This is a genomic window from Micromonospora echinofusca (genome assembly GCF_017614955.1).
In the GTDB taxonomy this organism is placed as follows: Bacteria; Actinomycetota; Actinomycetes; order Mycobacteriales; family Micromonosporaceae; genus Micromonospora; species Micromonospora echinofusca_A.
On the sequence record NZ_WVUH01000189.1, the window covers coordinates 1 to 14147 of the forward strand.

The 14147-nt window shown below is 71.2% G+C and carries 10 protein-coding genes; 3 read left to right on the forward strand and 7 right to left on the reverse strand.

Annotated elements, in window-relative coordinates:
- Positions 1-106 precede the first annotated feature (106 nt).
- Together GSF22_RS20445 and GSF22_RS20450 are read right to left on the reverse strand one after the other, a co-directional pair.
- Positions 107-1615, reverse strand: a complete 1509-nt coding sequence (locus tag GSF22_RS20445; protein ID WP_208815333.1) for a hypothetical protein — start codon at positions 1613-1615, stop codon at positions 107-109.
- A 144-nt stretch (positions 1616-1759) separates the two neighbouring features.
- Positions 1760-3064 (reverse strand): AAA domain-containing protein, encoded by a 1305-nt coding sequence (locus GSF22_RS20450; RefSeq protein WP_208815334.1) that lies wholly within the window; start codon positions 3062-3064, stop codon positions 1760-1762.
- 385 nt (positions 3065-3449) lie between these two features.
- On the opposite strand from GSF22_RS20450, the gene GSF22_RS20455 reads away from it, so the two are divergent.
- The 3 genes from GSF22_RS20455 to GSF22_RS35765 are packed head-to-tail and all read left to right on the forward strand — an operon-like array spanning position 3450 to position 7930.
- Complete coding sequence (locus tag GSF22_RS20455; protein WP_208815335.1) at positions 3450-3941, forward strand: macro domain-containing protein; 492 nt, start codon at positions 3450-3452, stop codon at positions 3939-3941.
- Between the two features lie 9 nt (positions 3942-3950).
- Positions 3951-7031 carry a DUF3427 domain-containing protein gene (locus GSF22_RS20460; protein ID WP_208815336.1) on the forward strand — a complete coding sequence of 1027 codons (3081 nt, stop codon included), beginning with the start codon at positions 3951-3953 and terminating at the stop codon, positions 7029-7031.
- Positions 7028-7930 (forward strand): phosphorothioated DNA-binding restriction endonuclease, encoded by a 903-nt coding sequence (locus GSF22_RS35765; protein ID WP_368856906.1) that lies wholly within the window; start codon positions 7028-7030, stop codon positions 7928-7930. Before GSF22_RS20460 ends, GSF22_RS35765 begins: the two co-directional genes overlap by 4 nt.
- 108 nt (positions 7931-8038) lie before the next feature.
- Here GSF22_RS35765 and GSF22_RS20470 read toward each other — a convergent pair whose 3' ends face one another.
- The 5 genes from GSF22_RS20470 to GSF22_RS20490 form a co-directional block, all read right to left on the reverse strand.
- Positions 8039-8797, reverse strand: a complete 759-nt coding sequence (locus GSF22_RS20470) for a MerR family transcriptional regulator (protein WP_208815338.1) — start codon at positions 8795-8797, stop codon at positions 8039-8041.
- Between the two features lie 49 nt (positions 8798-8846).
- The gene (locus GSF22_RS20475) at positions 8847-9173 is read right to left on the reverse strand and encodes a hypothetical protein (protein ID WP_208815339.1); all 327 of its coding nucleotides are present in this window, start codon (positions 9171-9173) and stop codon (positions 8847-8849) included.
- Between the two features lie 73 nt (positions 9174-9246).
- Complete coding sequence (locus GSF22_RS20480; protein WP_208815340.1) at positions 9247-9876, reverse strand: hypothetical protein; 630 nt, start codon at positions 9874-9876, stop codon at positions 9247-9249.
- Positions 9877-10035: 159 nt separating this feature from the next.
- Positions 10036-12438 (reverse strand): putative bifunctional diguanylate cyclase/phosphodiesterase, encoded by a 2403-nt coding sequence (locus GSF22_RS20485; RefSeq protein ID WP_208815341.1) that lies wholly within the window; start codon positions 12436-12438, stop codon positions 10036-10038.
- A 116-nt stretch (positions 12439-12554) separates the two neighbouring features.
- The gene (locus tag GSF22_RS20490; protein ID WP_208815342.1) at positions 12555-14108 is read right to left on the reverse strand and encodes a glycosyl hydrolase; all 1554 of its coding nucleotides are present in this window, start codon (positions 14106-14108) and stop codon (positions 12555-12557) included.
- Positions 14109-14147: the final 39 nt, after the last annotated feature.

Below are 14147 nucleotides of genomic sequence, written 5' to 3' on the forward strand. Positions count from 1 at the left end.
CCCGTCATGAGCACTGCCCCTCCCCCGCCGGCGCCCGTACCCGGCAACCGGTCCTGTCCCGTACGACGCCGCCATCCAACCACCAGCCGGCAAACGGGGCAGAACGTCAGCGCCGGGCGTACGCCTTCGCGAGCCGGCGGTGCGCTGCATCGTCCGTACGCTCCGCGAGGGCACGCAGCTCGGCACGGGAGCGTTCCGGATCGTGCGCGTACCAGGCGTCCAGCAGTGCTGCGGCACTCGCCGGGTCGGTGTCCGCTGCCGTCGACACCACCACCTCGGCAGTCTCGTCGACGAATTCCTCGATGCCCGGCACGCGTAGGCCGAAGCTGCGGAGCTGGCCGGCGATCAGGGTGGCACCGAGCGGGGTCAACTCCACGTGCTGCCCGTCCACGGTCAGCACGCCGAGCTCCCCCAGCAGGTCGATCAGCAGGTCCGTGTCCCGGTCGGCACCCATCCGCCAGTACCGCTCCTGCTCCTCGTCCGGGGCGGGCACGTCCAGCACCGTGGCGTACACCAGGTCACGCAGGGCGGCTACCGGCACCGGGCCGGTGCTGGTGAACAGCGTCAACGCAAGCGTGGAGACTGCCTCGTCGACCTGCCAGCGCAGTATCGACTCGGCCCAGCCGCCGACACAGACCGTCGTACCGAAATCGCGGTCGAAGCAGGCGGCGAGGGCCCGGCGCGCCAGGGCGAGCGGATCGGCAACCACCTTCGCGGCGCTCTTGACCGGCAGTAGCCGCCCCTTGACCACCCGTACCACCCGGGCGGCGCGTGCCCACGCGACGTGGACCGACACCCCGTACAGGTCGTCGCTGCTCCGGGTCTTCCATACCCGGTCACCGATCACCGGGTCGAGGACATCCCCGGTCTCGAGTAGCTCCACCAGTTCACGGGCGTCGGCGAGCCGGAGCCGGCCGGTGGCGGTGAGGGTACGTCCGGCACCGACCCAGGCCACCAGACCGCGCAGCCGGCCTACGGCGACGGACTGCTCCGCCCAGGTACGCGCCACGTCGTCCGCCGGTGCGGCCACGAATGGCAGCGGTGGGGGCTGATCCGGGCTGCCCTCCAGGTGGTTGGCCATCACCTGGGCGAGCAGCGTCGGGTCGACCGGGACCCGGCCAGCATTGACCTCGTCGACGTAACGCTGGGTTGCCGCAGGGTCGTCCGGGTCGACACCCGCACCGAGCATCCGCATGGTCCAGAACTTCGCCGGGCCGTACCGGCGCTCGTCGGTCATCACCGCGTCGAACTCGTCGGTCATCTTGTCCAGCGCGGCATGCAGTTCTGCCTGGTCGGCACAGTGCCGGTCGGCCAGGTCCTGATCGAAGAGGAAGTCGACGAACGCGTGCACGGTCGGCAGGACGGTGCCGGTTTCCGCTGCCGCCAGGGTCACCTTGCGGGGGAACCAGTCGAGCAGTGTCACCTCGAAGTCGCCTGGCTGCCAACGTCCGAGCAGCCCGTCACCGTCGGACCAACGATGGTCGAGCAGCGCCATCACCACGAACGGGTCGACCGGTCGGCGCTGCCGCCGTGCCCAGGTGTCGAAGCGTCGGATCAACCTGTCCCGCGCCGGGGCGTACGCCTCCTCCGGCGCCAACCGGAACACCATCCGCATCGCGTCCACCCCTCCCGCCGGAATCCGCCGCCGTCTTCACGACACTGCCGGAAGATACCGGTGCCCCTCCGGGAGCACCCGCACGGAGAGTCCGTCGTCGTGGGGTGCCCCGAGGTGTGCAGCACCCACTCGGCCGGCCGGGGTTCAGCGACCCAGGTGCGTCAGGATCGACTGGTTCGCTTCCCAGCCGTCGGGGAACTTGATCGGAACGTCGAGGTGCACCGGCTCGGTCGACGGGTGGGCGTCCAGCAGTTCGGCGATCCCGGCCCGCGCCACCACGATGCAGGCGTGCCGGTGCCGGCTGGTCAGCACGCACAACCGCCCCGTCTCCAGGTGGAACGCGGTCGCGTCCCGCCGGCCGGAGAGCGGGTGCAGCACGATCGTCACGTCGTACTCCCGGCCCTGGAGCCGGTTGGCGGTGTCCACGGTGACGTCCGCCGCCGCCTCGCCGAGCTGCGCGCGGATGGCGGCGACCTGGTCGCGGTGCGCGGCGCCGACGGCGATCCGGGCCCCGTCGACCGGGGACGTGACGCCGGCCGAGAACGCCACCGCGTTGCGCTCCAGGATGCGCCGGGCCAGCGCGGCGCACGCCGACACCGCCTCGGTGTCGGTACGCGGAGTGTGCCGGGCCGGCAGCTCGTGCAGCGCCCAGCCGGTGGACGCGGCCCGCTCGACGGTCGCGTCGAGCTGGTCCCCCGGACCCGACCCGGTCAACGTCAGCACCCGCTCGTCCGGTCCGGTACCGGCCCGGAACGGGGTGAACGGGTAGAACGCCGCCGCCACCACCGGCGCCGCCGAGGCGGGCAACCGCCAGGAGACCGGCAGCCGGTGCACCGGCAACGCCGGGTTGTGCCGCAGCAGCACCGCCACCGCCGACTGCATCGGATCCCAGGTCAACCCGGTCCACCGCGCGGTCTCGACGGTGGAGAACGGGTCGAGTTGCCCCGGGTCGCCGACGAACAGGGCCCGTTCGAACCTGCCGGCCACGCGCAGCAGGGCGTCCGAGCGCATCTGGTACGCCTCGTCCACGATCGCCCAGGGCCACGATCCCTCGGTCACCGTGGCCCACTTGGCGGCCGTACCGATGATGACGGCCGGCTGGTCGAGTTGGGCGACCTTCGCACCGATCCGGACCGTCGGATGCCGGGTGATCCGCTCGGTCGGCTGGTACTCGGTGGCGGAGAGCCGACCGATGCGCAGGTCGGGTGCCTTCTGGGCGAGCCGGTCGATGAGGTCGTCGACCTGCTCGTTGGTCTGGGCGATGACAATCAGCGGCTCGCCGGCGGCGGCCAGCTCGGTGGCGGCCCGCACCACCAGGGTCGACTTGCCGGCCCCGGGCGGTGAGTCGACCACGACCCCCCGGTGGGCGCCGGAGCGCAGGTCGGCGAGCACGGCGGTGACCACGCGCTCGGCCTCGACCGCCGGTGGCAGTTCCAGTTCGGTACGCACCGTCGCCCCATCTCCCCACTGACGGTTCCCGGGCACCCTACCGGCCGTAGTCCGGTGAACGGGACCCCACGGCTCCGTCACTCAACTGTCGAACAGCTCCACCGCAGGGCTGGCCTTCCGGCAAGGTCTGCGGCGCTTCAGGTGATGTTCTGGATGCACCCCGGCGTTTGCCCTGCATGTGCGATGTGCTGAACGCTGGCAGGTACCGAGCCCAACACAGCCAGCCGACGCCTCAGGCCCGAAATGATCATCCGCCGGGCCGGTGGCTGTCAGCGATCCGACAGCATCGCCCACCTGCAGGCCACGCGGGCAAGCGGTCTGCCACACGGCTGGCCGATTCGTGTCGGACCGGGCTGGTAGAACGACCCACACGAGGAGGTGGCAGGTGATCGTCACGACACATCGCGACCTGCTGTCCGCCGATGCCGAGGCTCTCGTGAACCCGGTGAACACGGTGGGTGTCATGGGCCGAGGACTCGCCCTCCAGTTCAAGCGGACCCACCCGGCGAACTACCGGGCGTACCGCGACGCTTGCGCGGCCGGACAGGTCAGACTCGGTGAGATGCTCATCTTCGATTCGGGGAAGCCTGGTCGGGGCCGGTACGTGATCAACTTTCCGACCAAGGGCCACTGGCGCAACCAGGCCCGGCTCGACGACATCCGGCGCGGTGTCGACAGCCTAGTGGACACCGTGATCGGCCATCGGATCGGATCGATCGCTGTGCCGGCTCTCGGCTGCGGTCTCGGGGGCTTGGAGTGGTCGGACGTACGGCCGGTGATCGAGTGTGCCTTCGCTCCGCTGCCCGATGTCCGGGTACTACTCTTCCCGCCGCAGGCCGATCGGGCAGGAACGGCGCAGACCGACAGAGCCCACTAACCTTGCCCGGTGACCGACCTCCCCCGGGGCAGCTACGAACATCTGATCACGCAGGGACTCGCCGAACGGCTCCGGCACGTCGACCCCGAGCTGATCGACCGGGTCGACCTGGAACCGGCCGACGCCCACGAGCCGCTGGCCCGGCACATCGCCGACCTGGCCAGACGGGCGCTCCGGGCGGTTGCCGGCTCCGGAGACGAACGCACCGCCCGACAGGTGGCGCTGGCCAATCGGATGGCAGACGCAATCGCCGGGATCGATCCGCGTGCGGTGGACGCCGCCGATCGGATCGCGGACACCCGCCAACTGCTCACCGCGATCGCGGCCGCGCCGACTCTGCCCGCCGTCGCCACCTTTCCGGTACGCCCCAGCGTGCCGCTCGCCACCGGCGCGTTGCTGGTCAACGGCCGCAACCAGCCGCGCATCGGGCACGAGGTGGCCGCCGAGATGGCGTCGGCCGACGAGGTGGATCTGCTCTGCGCGTTCGTCAAGTGGCACGGGTTGCGACTGGTGGAAGCCCCGATCCGGGAGCTGATCGGGCGGGGCGGCCGACTCCGCGTCATCACCACGACCTACCTGGGGGCGACCGACCAGCGGGCCGTCGACCGGCTCGCCGAACTGGGCGCCGAGGTGAGGATCTCCTACGAGACCCGGACCACCCGGCTGCACGCCAAGGCGTGGCTGTTCCGTCGGCACAGCGGGGCCAGCACGGCGTACGTGGGCTCGTCGAACCTGTCGAAGGCGGCCCTGGTCGACGGGGTGGAGTGGAACATCCGGGTGTCCAACCTGGAACAGCCGTACCTCATCGACACCTTCGCCGCGACGTTCGACGGCTACTGGGCCGATTCGGTCTTCGAGGCGTACGACCCTGACCGGGACCGGGAGCGGCTGGGTCGGGCGCTGGGCGGGGAGCGGTCCGCTGGTGACGAGCGGATCGAGATCACCGGGCTGGACGTCCACCCGTACGGCTACCAGCAGGAGATTCTGGCCGAGCTGGACGCGGAACGGCTGGTGCACGGCCGGTACCGGAATCTGGTGGTGATGGCGACCGGCACCGGCAAGACCGTGGTGGCGGCGCTGGACTACCGACGCCTGCGGCAGGCCGGTACGGTCCGGTCGCTGCTCTTCGTCGCCCACCAGGAGCAGATCCTCCGGCAGAGCCGGTCGGTGTTCCGGCACGTCCTGCGGGACGGCAGCTTCGGCGAGATCCTGGTCGGCGGCGAGCGACCGGCAACCTGGACGCACGTCTTCGCCTCGGTCCAGTCCCTGCACCGGATGGAACTCGATCCGACCGCCTTCGACATGGTGATCGTCGACGAGTTCCACCATGCCGAGGCGCCGACGTACGCGAAGCTGCTGGACCGGCTGCAACCGCGCGTGCTGCTCGGCCTGACCGCCACCCCGGACCGGGCGGACGGCGGGGACGTCCGACGGTACTTCGACGGACGGGTTGCGGTGGAGTTGCCGCTCTGGGAGGCGTTGGAGCGGCAACTGCTGGCCCCGTTCCAGTATTTCGGGCTGCACGACGACGTGGACCTGTCCGGGGTGCGCTGGCAGCGGGGGCAGGGGTACGTACCCGGGGAACTGGACCGGCTCTACACCGGCAACCACGCGCGGGCCAGGATGGTCCTGCAAGCGGTACGGGACAGGGTCGACGTCGACCGGATGCGGGCGCTGGGCTTCTGCGTGAGCATCGCGCACGCCCGGTTCATGGCGGACTGGTTCACCCGGGCCGGGGTACCCTCCGCTGCGGTGACCTCGGCTGCCGGCCCTGCCGCCCGCGCCGCGTCGGTCCGCGCCTTCCGGGACGGCGAGCTGCGGGTGCTCTTCACGGTCGACCTGTTCAACGAGGGTGTCGACCTGCCGATGGTGGACACCCTGTTGATGCTGCGGCCCACCGAGAGCGCCACGGTGTTCCTCCAGCAGCTCGGCCGGGGGCTGCGTCTGGACGACGGTAAGCCCTGCCTGACCGTGCTGGACTTCATCGGTGGACAGCACGCGAACTTCCGGTTCGATCTGCGCTGGCGGGCGTTGACCGGAGTGAGTCGCCGCGCCGTCCGGGAGGCCGTCGCGGCGGACTTCCCGTACCTGCCCAGCGGCTGTCACATCGGGCTGGACCGGGTGGCGAAGGAGATCGTCCTCGGCAACCTGAGGAAGGCGGTCCCGTCGTCGAGGAACGGTCTGGTCGGGGAACTGCGACAGCTGGGGGACGTGTCTCTGGCCGATTTCCTGGCCGAGACCGGGCTGGAGGTCGAGGACCTCTACCGGTCGGCGAGCGTCGGTGGCTGGGCCGGCCTGCGGCGCCTGGCAGGCGTCGACCGGTCGGCGCCCGGACCGGACGACCGGGAGCTGAGCCGGGCCTTCGGCCGGATGCTGCACACCGACGACCCGGACCGGTTGGACCTGCTGGCCCGGGTCGCCGCTGGCGGGGACGTGCCGGACAGCCGCCTGGTGGACATGCTGCACTTCTCGCTCTGGGGTGGTGCAGCCCCGTTGACGGAGCGCGATGCCTTCATGGACCGGTTGCGGGCCGATCCGGCGCGGTGCGCCGAGCTGGCGGAGCTCGCCGGGGTGCTACGTGACCGGATCCACCGGGTCACCGGCGAGCCGCTGTCGGCCTCGGTACCGCTGCGGGTACATGCCCGGTACAGCCGCAACGAGGCCTGTGCCGGATTCGGCATGCCCAACCCGGGGCAACTGCGGGAGGGGGTGAAATGGCTGCCGGACGAGCAGGCCGACCTGTTCTTCGTGACCCTGGTCAAGTCGGACCGGCACTACTCCCCCAGCACCCGGTACGCCGACCGGGCGGTCAGCGCCGAGGTGTTCCAGTGGGAGTCGCAGAGCACCACGTCGACCCGGTCGGCCACCGGCCAGCGGTACGTGCAGCATGCCGCACGTGGATCGACGGTGCACCTCTTCGTCCGGGAGACCAAGGTCGCCGACGGCATCCTCGGGGCTCCGCCGTACCTGTATGCCGGACCGATGACGTACCTCTCGCACACCGGTGACCGGCCGATGCGGATCCGTTGGCGGCTGGCCCACCCGCTGCCGGCTGACCTGCTGGCCGTCGCCCGGACGGTGGCCGCGTGAGCCGGGACCGGGCGGTGTCGGACCGTCTCCTGTCGTTACGTCTGCACCAGCAGCACGGCCGGCGGGCACCGCACAAGCCGCTACTGGTGCTGCTGGCGCTCGGTCGGCTCGCCAACCACGGCACGAGCGAGTTGCCGTGGTCCACAGCGCGGGAGCGGCTGGGTGAGCTGATCGCCGAATTCGGGCCGGGTTCGCGGACCGGTCGGGCGCAGAGCGCCGCCTATCCGTTCACCCGGCTGCGCAGCGACGGGGTGTGGACACTCAGCCGGGACGTACCGATGGACAAGATCGCCCCGCTGGCGGCGGACGACGTCGTGGGGCGGCTGGACCTGACCATCGAGACGGCGCTGCACCGGGATCCGGCCCTGCTGTGGTCGACGGCCCGGGCACTGGTGGACGCCCACTTCCCACCGACGATCGCCCCGGACGTGCTGACCGCGACCGGGTTGGACGCCGAAGAGGTTCTCCGGGCCGCCGGGACGTTGGCCGGGCCGACCGACCGGCGTCGCCGGAACGCGGCCTGGCGGATGGATGTGCTGACCGCCTGGGACCGGCAGTGCGCATTCTGCGGGTACGACGGGCAACTCGACGGTGCGTCCGTGGGTGTCGAGGCGGCGCACGTCCGGTGGTTCGCCTTCGACGGTCCGGACAGTCTCGACAACGGGCTGGCGTTGTGCGTACTGCACCACAAGTTGTTCGACTTCGGTGCCCTGGGGATCGGCGACGATCTGCGGATCAGTGTGTCCGCCACGTTCACCGCACGCACTCCCGCCGGGCAGGCCCTGTACGACCTGCACGGGCGGGCCCTGCGTCCCCGTCCCGGTACCCCGGCGCCCGCACCGGAACACGTCGACTGGCACCGCCGGGAGGTCTTCAAGGGGCGTCCGCTCGCCGCCTGACCACCTCTCCGCAATGCCGCCGACCCGGTCCCGGCGGGGTGGGCAACCGGGTACGAGGCTGATACCGCTGGGGTATTTTCCTACCCCAGCGGTATCAGGCTCACCGGTCTACGCCCGGCTGATCGCGTTGGCGTGGATCGCCGCGCTCACGTACGCGGTCATCCCCGGCTTGATGTTCTCGTAGTACGCGGTGAAGCGCGAGTCGGCGAGGTACATGTCGGCCAGGCAGGTGTGCACCTGGTACGAGCAGTCGTAGAACCAGCGGCAGATGAGCTGGCGGTGCTCCTCGGCCAGCGCCATCGCCTCCGGGCTCTCCGGGGCGGCCCCGGAGTCCATCAGCGCGGTCAGCCGGGCACCCCAGTCGTCGTTCTCGGCCTTCTGGCGCAGCCAGTCCTCCTTGCTGTACCGGGCGGTCCGCTCCTGGGACTGCCGGTACTCCTCGCTTCCTCCCCAGCGCTGCTCGACCTCCTCGGCGTAGTCGTCCGGGTCGACGTCACCGAAGACCTCGAACCGCTCCTCCGGGGTCAGTCGGATCCCCATCTTCGTCGCCTCCATCGTTCGTTCGATCGCCTCGACCATCTCCCGGAGCCGCCTGATCCGGGCCGTCAGCAACTCGTGCTGGCGGCGCAGGTGGTCACGCGGACTCGCCCCCGGGTCGTCGAGGATCGTGGCGATCTCCTCAAGTGAGAACCCCAGCTCCCGGTAGAACAGGATCTGTTGCAGGCGGTCCAGGTCGGCGTCGTCGTACGACCGGTAGCCGGCGCTGGTCCGCCCGCTCGGCGACAGCAGCCCGATCTCGTCGTAGTGGTGCAGGGTACGCACCGTCACCCCGGCGAACCGGGCGACCGTGCCGACCGGATGGCCCATGGTTCTCTCCCTTCCGCCGACCAGGGTGGCGCCTGCCGTTACGTGAGGGTCAAGCCGGTTCGGCAGACGGGCCCAGGCGGGCGGCGACCTTGCCGGCCACCGCATCGAGGTGTTCCCGGGGGTCGAGCCCGAGGCTGGCGATCGCGACCAGCGCGGTGAACGCCACGTCGGCCAGTTCGGCGGCCACGTCCGCCCGACGGTGGGTGACCCCTTTGCGGGGATTCTGGCCGAGGACCCCGATCCAGGCGGCGGCGGCCTCGCCCGCCTCCTCGGTGACCTTGAGTATCCGGCAGGTCAGCTCGGCCGGGTCGGTGCCGTTCGCGGCGTCCAGCCAGGTGCGCGCCGCACCGACCGAGGCCCAGATCGTGTCGTCCACCGGCACACGGTACGACGACCACGGCCCCCTCCCCCGCACGTCCAGCGGGGAAGGGGGCCGTCGGCCGGGGAGGTCAGGCGGTGCGGTCCGGCTCCGGGGCACCGAAGGTCTCGCTCTTCGGGGTGCGGAAGGCGTGCAGCAGCCCGGCGATCGACAGCAGCAGGAGCAGGCCGGCACCGAGGTACATGGCCAGGGCGCCCTGGCTGGCCTTCACCCCGAACTCGCTGAAGCCGTACGAGGTGAGCAGCAGGCCGCGCAGCGTCTCGCCCTTGAAGACCGTGTCCCGCTGGCCGTTGATCGCGGCGAGTTCCTTCTGCAGGTCGGCCAGGGCCGGGTCGTTGGTCTGCTCGGCCTGGGCGACCTTGGCCTTCAGTTCGCTCTGCGGTGCGCCGAGGTCGGCGTACGTCTTGCCACCGGCGATCGACTTGAGGTGCAGGCCGATGTAGTCGTTGGCGTAGCACTCGGCCTGCTTGCCGGTGGTGAGCGGCTTGCCGGCGTACTCGACCAGGCACTTCGACTGCTTCTCCTCGGCGGAGAGCTTGTCGGCCGGGGTGAACGAGATGTGCTGCTCGCTGAGCTGGTCACGGACGTAGTCGTTGGCGAAGTTGGCGTTCGCGGTCAGGACCAGACCGACCACCAGCAGGAGTCCCGCCAGCGCCAGCCCGCCCAGGCTGAACAGGAAATCCAGGGTCCGACGCTGCATGACTCGACTCCAATGTGTTCGGGCGAACCTGACGGTTCGTTGTTACCGACAATGTTGCCGGCGCAGCGTTCCCGTCAGCAGAGACGAAGATCCTTCGGTCCCGGGACCTTCGGCCCCCGGTCGGCGGGGCCGACGGACCGCTGCCCGCCCGGCCGGGTACTACGTCGACACCGACGGGTGGGCCTGCATCGCCCGGCGCAGCTCGGCCAGGCTGCCCGGCCGGCCGTACCGGTACCCCTGTCCGCGCGGGCAGCCCACGGCGGTGACCGCCGCATGCTGCCGGTCGGTCTCCACCCCTTCGGCGACGACGACCAGGTCGAACGCGGTGGCGAGCCGGCTGATCATCTCGACGGTGGCGTACGCCCGGGGGTCGGCGTCGTCGAGGCGGGCCACGAAGGACCGGTCGATCTTCAGGTCGGTGGCCGGGATCCGGTGCAGGTAGCTGAGCGAGGAGTACCCGGTACCGAAGTCGTCGATGGCGATGCGTACCCCGAGGTCACGCAGTTCGCGCAGCCGGTCCAGCACCACGTCGGTACCGTCGATCAGGGCCGTCTCGGTCAGTTCCAGGGTGAGGGCGTGCGGGGCGAGACCGGCCGAGGTGGCCGCCTCGGCGACGGTGGCGGTGAGGTCGGCGCGGCGCAGGTGCGCCGGGGCGATGTTCACCGCCACGCTGGCTCCCGGTGCGATGTCCTGCCAGTCGGCGGCGGCCCGGCACGCCTGCCGCATCACCCAGCGGTCCATCGCGACGACCAGCCCGGTCTCCTCGGCCAGCGGCAGGAACACCGCCGGGGAGAGTAGTCCGCGCACCGGATGGTGCCAGCGCACCAGCGCCTCGGCGCCGCGTACCCGGCCGGTCGGCAGGTCGACGATCGGCTGGAACGCCAGCTCCAACTGCCCGCCCTCGTCGATCGCCCGCCGCAGGTCGGCGATCAGCTCGGCCCGGGTCACCGCCTCGTCGCGCAGCGCCGGGGTGCAGATCCGGTACGCCGACTTCCCGGCCGCCTTGGCCGCGTACATGGCGATGTCCGCGTCGCGGAGCAGGTCGGCCTGGCCGGCGTGCTGCGGGCCGTACTCGGCGATGCCGATGCTGGCCGACGGGTGTACCCCCACCACCTCCTCGTCGACGGACGGGCGCAGCGCGGTCAGCAGCCGCTGGGCGACCCGCTCGGGCGGGTTGGCCTCGTGCCCGCAGACGATGACCGCGAACTCGTCCCCGCCGACCCGGGCGATCATCGCGCTGGTCCCGACGGCGGTGAGCATCCGGGCGGCGATGCTCTTCAGCAGGTCGTCGCCGGAGGCGTGGCCGAACCGGTCGTTGACCTGCTTGAAGCCGTCGAGGTCGAGCAGCAGCACGGCGACCCGCTGCCGGTCGCGGATGGCCCGCTGGAGCATCAGGTTGAACATCAACCGGTTGGGCAGGCCGGTGAGCTGGTCGACGTAGGCCAGTTCGCGGAGCCGACCGGCGAGGCGGCTGTTCTCGTACGCGGCGAGGCCCTGTCGGACCGCCAGCGTGGCGAGCAGCGCCATGCCGCTCACCGAGATGAGGGTGGGGACGTACCCGGCGGGCTGCCGGGCCACCATGATCGCCACGATCGCGGCCCCGACCGGCAGGTACGGCAGGGTGAGGCGCCACCAGGGTACGACGGTCTGCGCGCACGGATCGTTTGTGCCGGTGACCGGTGCCGGTGGCGGGTACCCGGTGGCGAGGACGACCAGCAGGTAGCTCAGTGTCCAGTAGAGATCGGTGGGGTTGCCGTGCACGTAGGCGTCCCGGGCCACCAGCCAGAGGTGGCTGGTGTCGGCCAGTACGCCCAGCCCGAGGCTCGCCCCGATCAGGGTGAGGGGACGCCACATCGGCCGGTACGCCCCGGCGATCGAGACGAGCACGGTGAGCTGGATCAGGTCCAGCATCGGGTAGAGGAGCCCGATGGCCGGGAGCGGCTGTTCCCGGCCCGGTCCGGTCACGCCGCGCAGCACGACGATCCAGGCGACCGGCACCAGGGCCAGGCCGACGATCGCCCCGTCCAGCACGGTCCGGATCCGGCCCACTGCGGTACGTGGTGCCCCGTGGCAGGTGAGCAGGGCGGCGGTACCGGTCAGCACGGCGCCGAGGGAGAGCGCCCCGACGAGCAGGGGCACGGGTAGCCGGCCCGGACCCCCGACGAGCCCGACCAGGGTCCAGCTGCTCTGCCCGACGGCGGAGAGCGCGAGGCTGACCGCCATCAGCCGCCAGAACCGGCGCAGCCCCACCGGGTGCCGTCGGGCGACCCCGGCGCAGCAGAGCGCGGCGAGGCCGGCGGCGAGGCCGCCGCTGAGGTCGCTGACGGTGCCGCCCCCGGTCGGTACGAGGATCAGCCAGAGGGTCTGGAACAGCAGCAGGAGGGCACCGCCGAGGGCCGCCGTACGGTGCCATCGGGGTGGACGTGCGACGGGCCGGTGCGGTACGGCGGGGGTGGCGTCCGGCCGGCAGCCGGGTCCGGCGGTACGGTCGGGAACGACGCGCGGAGGAGACGCGATCGCTGGGCCCTCCTTCCGCCCCTGACGCAGCAGCGGCCGGGCCATCGACGGCGATGACCCGTGCGGACGGCAAGCTAACACAGAAACCTGGGGCACCGGCACACGACGGACCGGCCGGGAACGTGTGATGACACACGCTCCCGGCCGGCTGTTCGCGGGAACTATTGCACCGTCACGTTGTCCACGTAGACGGCGGATCCACCGCTGGCGCCGCCGCCGGGTACGAACTGCACCCCGATCTCGCGGACGTCACCGAGGTTGGCCACCGCACCGAGGTTCAGGGTCAGCGTGGCGCCGGCGGAGCTGACCGTCACGGCGCCGCCGTCGTACCACTGCCAGCTCCCACCGGTCTTGACGTACAGCTTGGCCTGGGTACCGCTGCCGTGGTTGCCCCACGGGGCGACCCGGGCGGTGGCCCGCAGGGTGGTGTACCCGGAGAGGCTGCGGGTCGCGATCCGGGCCAGGTAGCTGGCGCCCCCGGCCAGGTTGACGTCGGACTTCAGCGACCAGCTGCCGGTGGCGGCCCACTCGTTGACCCGCCACGGGCCGCCGGTGACGTTGACCCCGCTCCACCCGTCGGTGCCGGACTCGAAGCCGGCCAGCAGGGTGCCGCCGGTGGGCGGCGGGGTGGTGCCGCCACCGCCGGGCTCGGTGACGTCGCCGAGGACGATCTCGCCCCGGTTGACCGTCCACGAGTCGTTGAACAGGGTGCTGGCGCCCTGGTTGCGGGCCGGTCCCCACTGGTCGTTCCAGGCCAGGAAGTAGGTGGTCTGCGGGTAGCGCTGCTTGAACGCGGTGGCCCACCGGCCGTAGTCGAACGATCCGGAGGTGTCCGGCCCGATCTCGGAGAACGCGAACGGCTTGCCGAGCCCGACGAGTTCGCCGTACGCGGACTGGATACCGGCGGCCTGCGGGTCGTCGTCGTAGGCGTCCATGCCGACGACGTCCACGTAGGAGTTGCCGGGGTAGTAGGCGGTCCGGTTGCCCCGGCTGAAGTCGGCGGAGTAGACCCAGAGCACGTTGTCCAGGCCCTTGGTGCTGGTGAGGTAGGTGTACATCTGCTGCCACACCTGCTTGAACGTGTTGGGGTCGCGGTTGCCCCACCAGAACCAGTCGCCGTTTACCTCGTGGAACGGCCGGAACAGCACCGGCACGTCGGCGTTCTCCAGGTCCTGGAGGCCGGCGGCCATCTTGTCCATCATGGCGCGCCAGCGGGCCCCGGCGGCGGTGTTGGCGTCGAGCAGGTCGGAGAAGTTGCCCATCGGGGTGTTCAGGCCACCACCGTTGGCGTTGGCCGGGCTGGGCAGGTGCACGCTGATGGTGATCAGCCCGCCGCTGGCCGCGTACGACTTCAGGGTCGAGTTGCAGGAGTAGTCGATCAGCGAGGTGATGTCGCTGGCGGTGGCCCAGCCGGAGCCGTAGTCGCAGCTGAAGACCGCCGGGTACTGGCCGGTGGCGGCGCGCAGTTCCTCGGTCTGGTTCATCGAGAACCCGCTGTTGCTGTAGCCGCCGAAGAAGCCGGACGCCACCCGGTTGCTGCTGCGGTTGGGCAGGTGGGCCAGCCAGTTGAGGGTGTTCCGGGTCGCGGTGGAGGCGCTGGAGTTGACGGGCGAGACGGTGTGCGCGTCGGCCGGGCCGATCGTGGCGAGCACCGATGTCGCCACGAGCACGGACGCCGTCGCGCCGAGCGCGACCCGCAGTCTGCTGCTTCGCATGGTCACCTCATCAGGTCGGGGTGGGGGTACGGCCCCGTG

What these genes read in the sequence shown, in the direction of transcription:
- GSF22_RS20445 (WP_208815333.1), bottom strand. Translation starts at nt 1,615, where the DNA reads ATGCGGATGGTGTTCCGGTTGGCGCCGGAGGAGGCGTACGCCCCGGCG.
- GSF22_RS20470 (WP_208815338.1), bottom strand. Translation starts at nt 8,797, where the DNA reads ATGGGCCATCCGGTCGGCACGGTCGCCCGGTTCGCCGGGGTGACGGTG.
- GSF22_RS20480 (WP_208815340.1), bottom strand. Translation starts at nt 9,876, where the DNA reads ATGCAGCGTCGGACCCTGGATTTCCTGTTCAGCCTGGGCGGGCTGGCG.
- GSF22_RS20485 (WP_208815341.1), bottom strand. Translation starts at nt 12,438, where the DNA reads ATGGCCCGGCCGCTGCTGCGTCAGGGGCGGAAGGAGGGCCCAGCGATC.
- GSF22_RS20490 (WP_208815342.1), bottom strand. Translation starts at nt 14,108, where the DNA reads ATGCGAAGCAGCAGACTGCGGGTCGCGCTCGGCGCGACGGCGTCCGTG.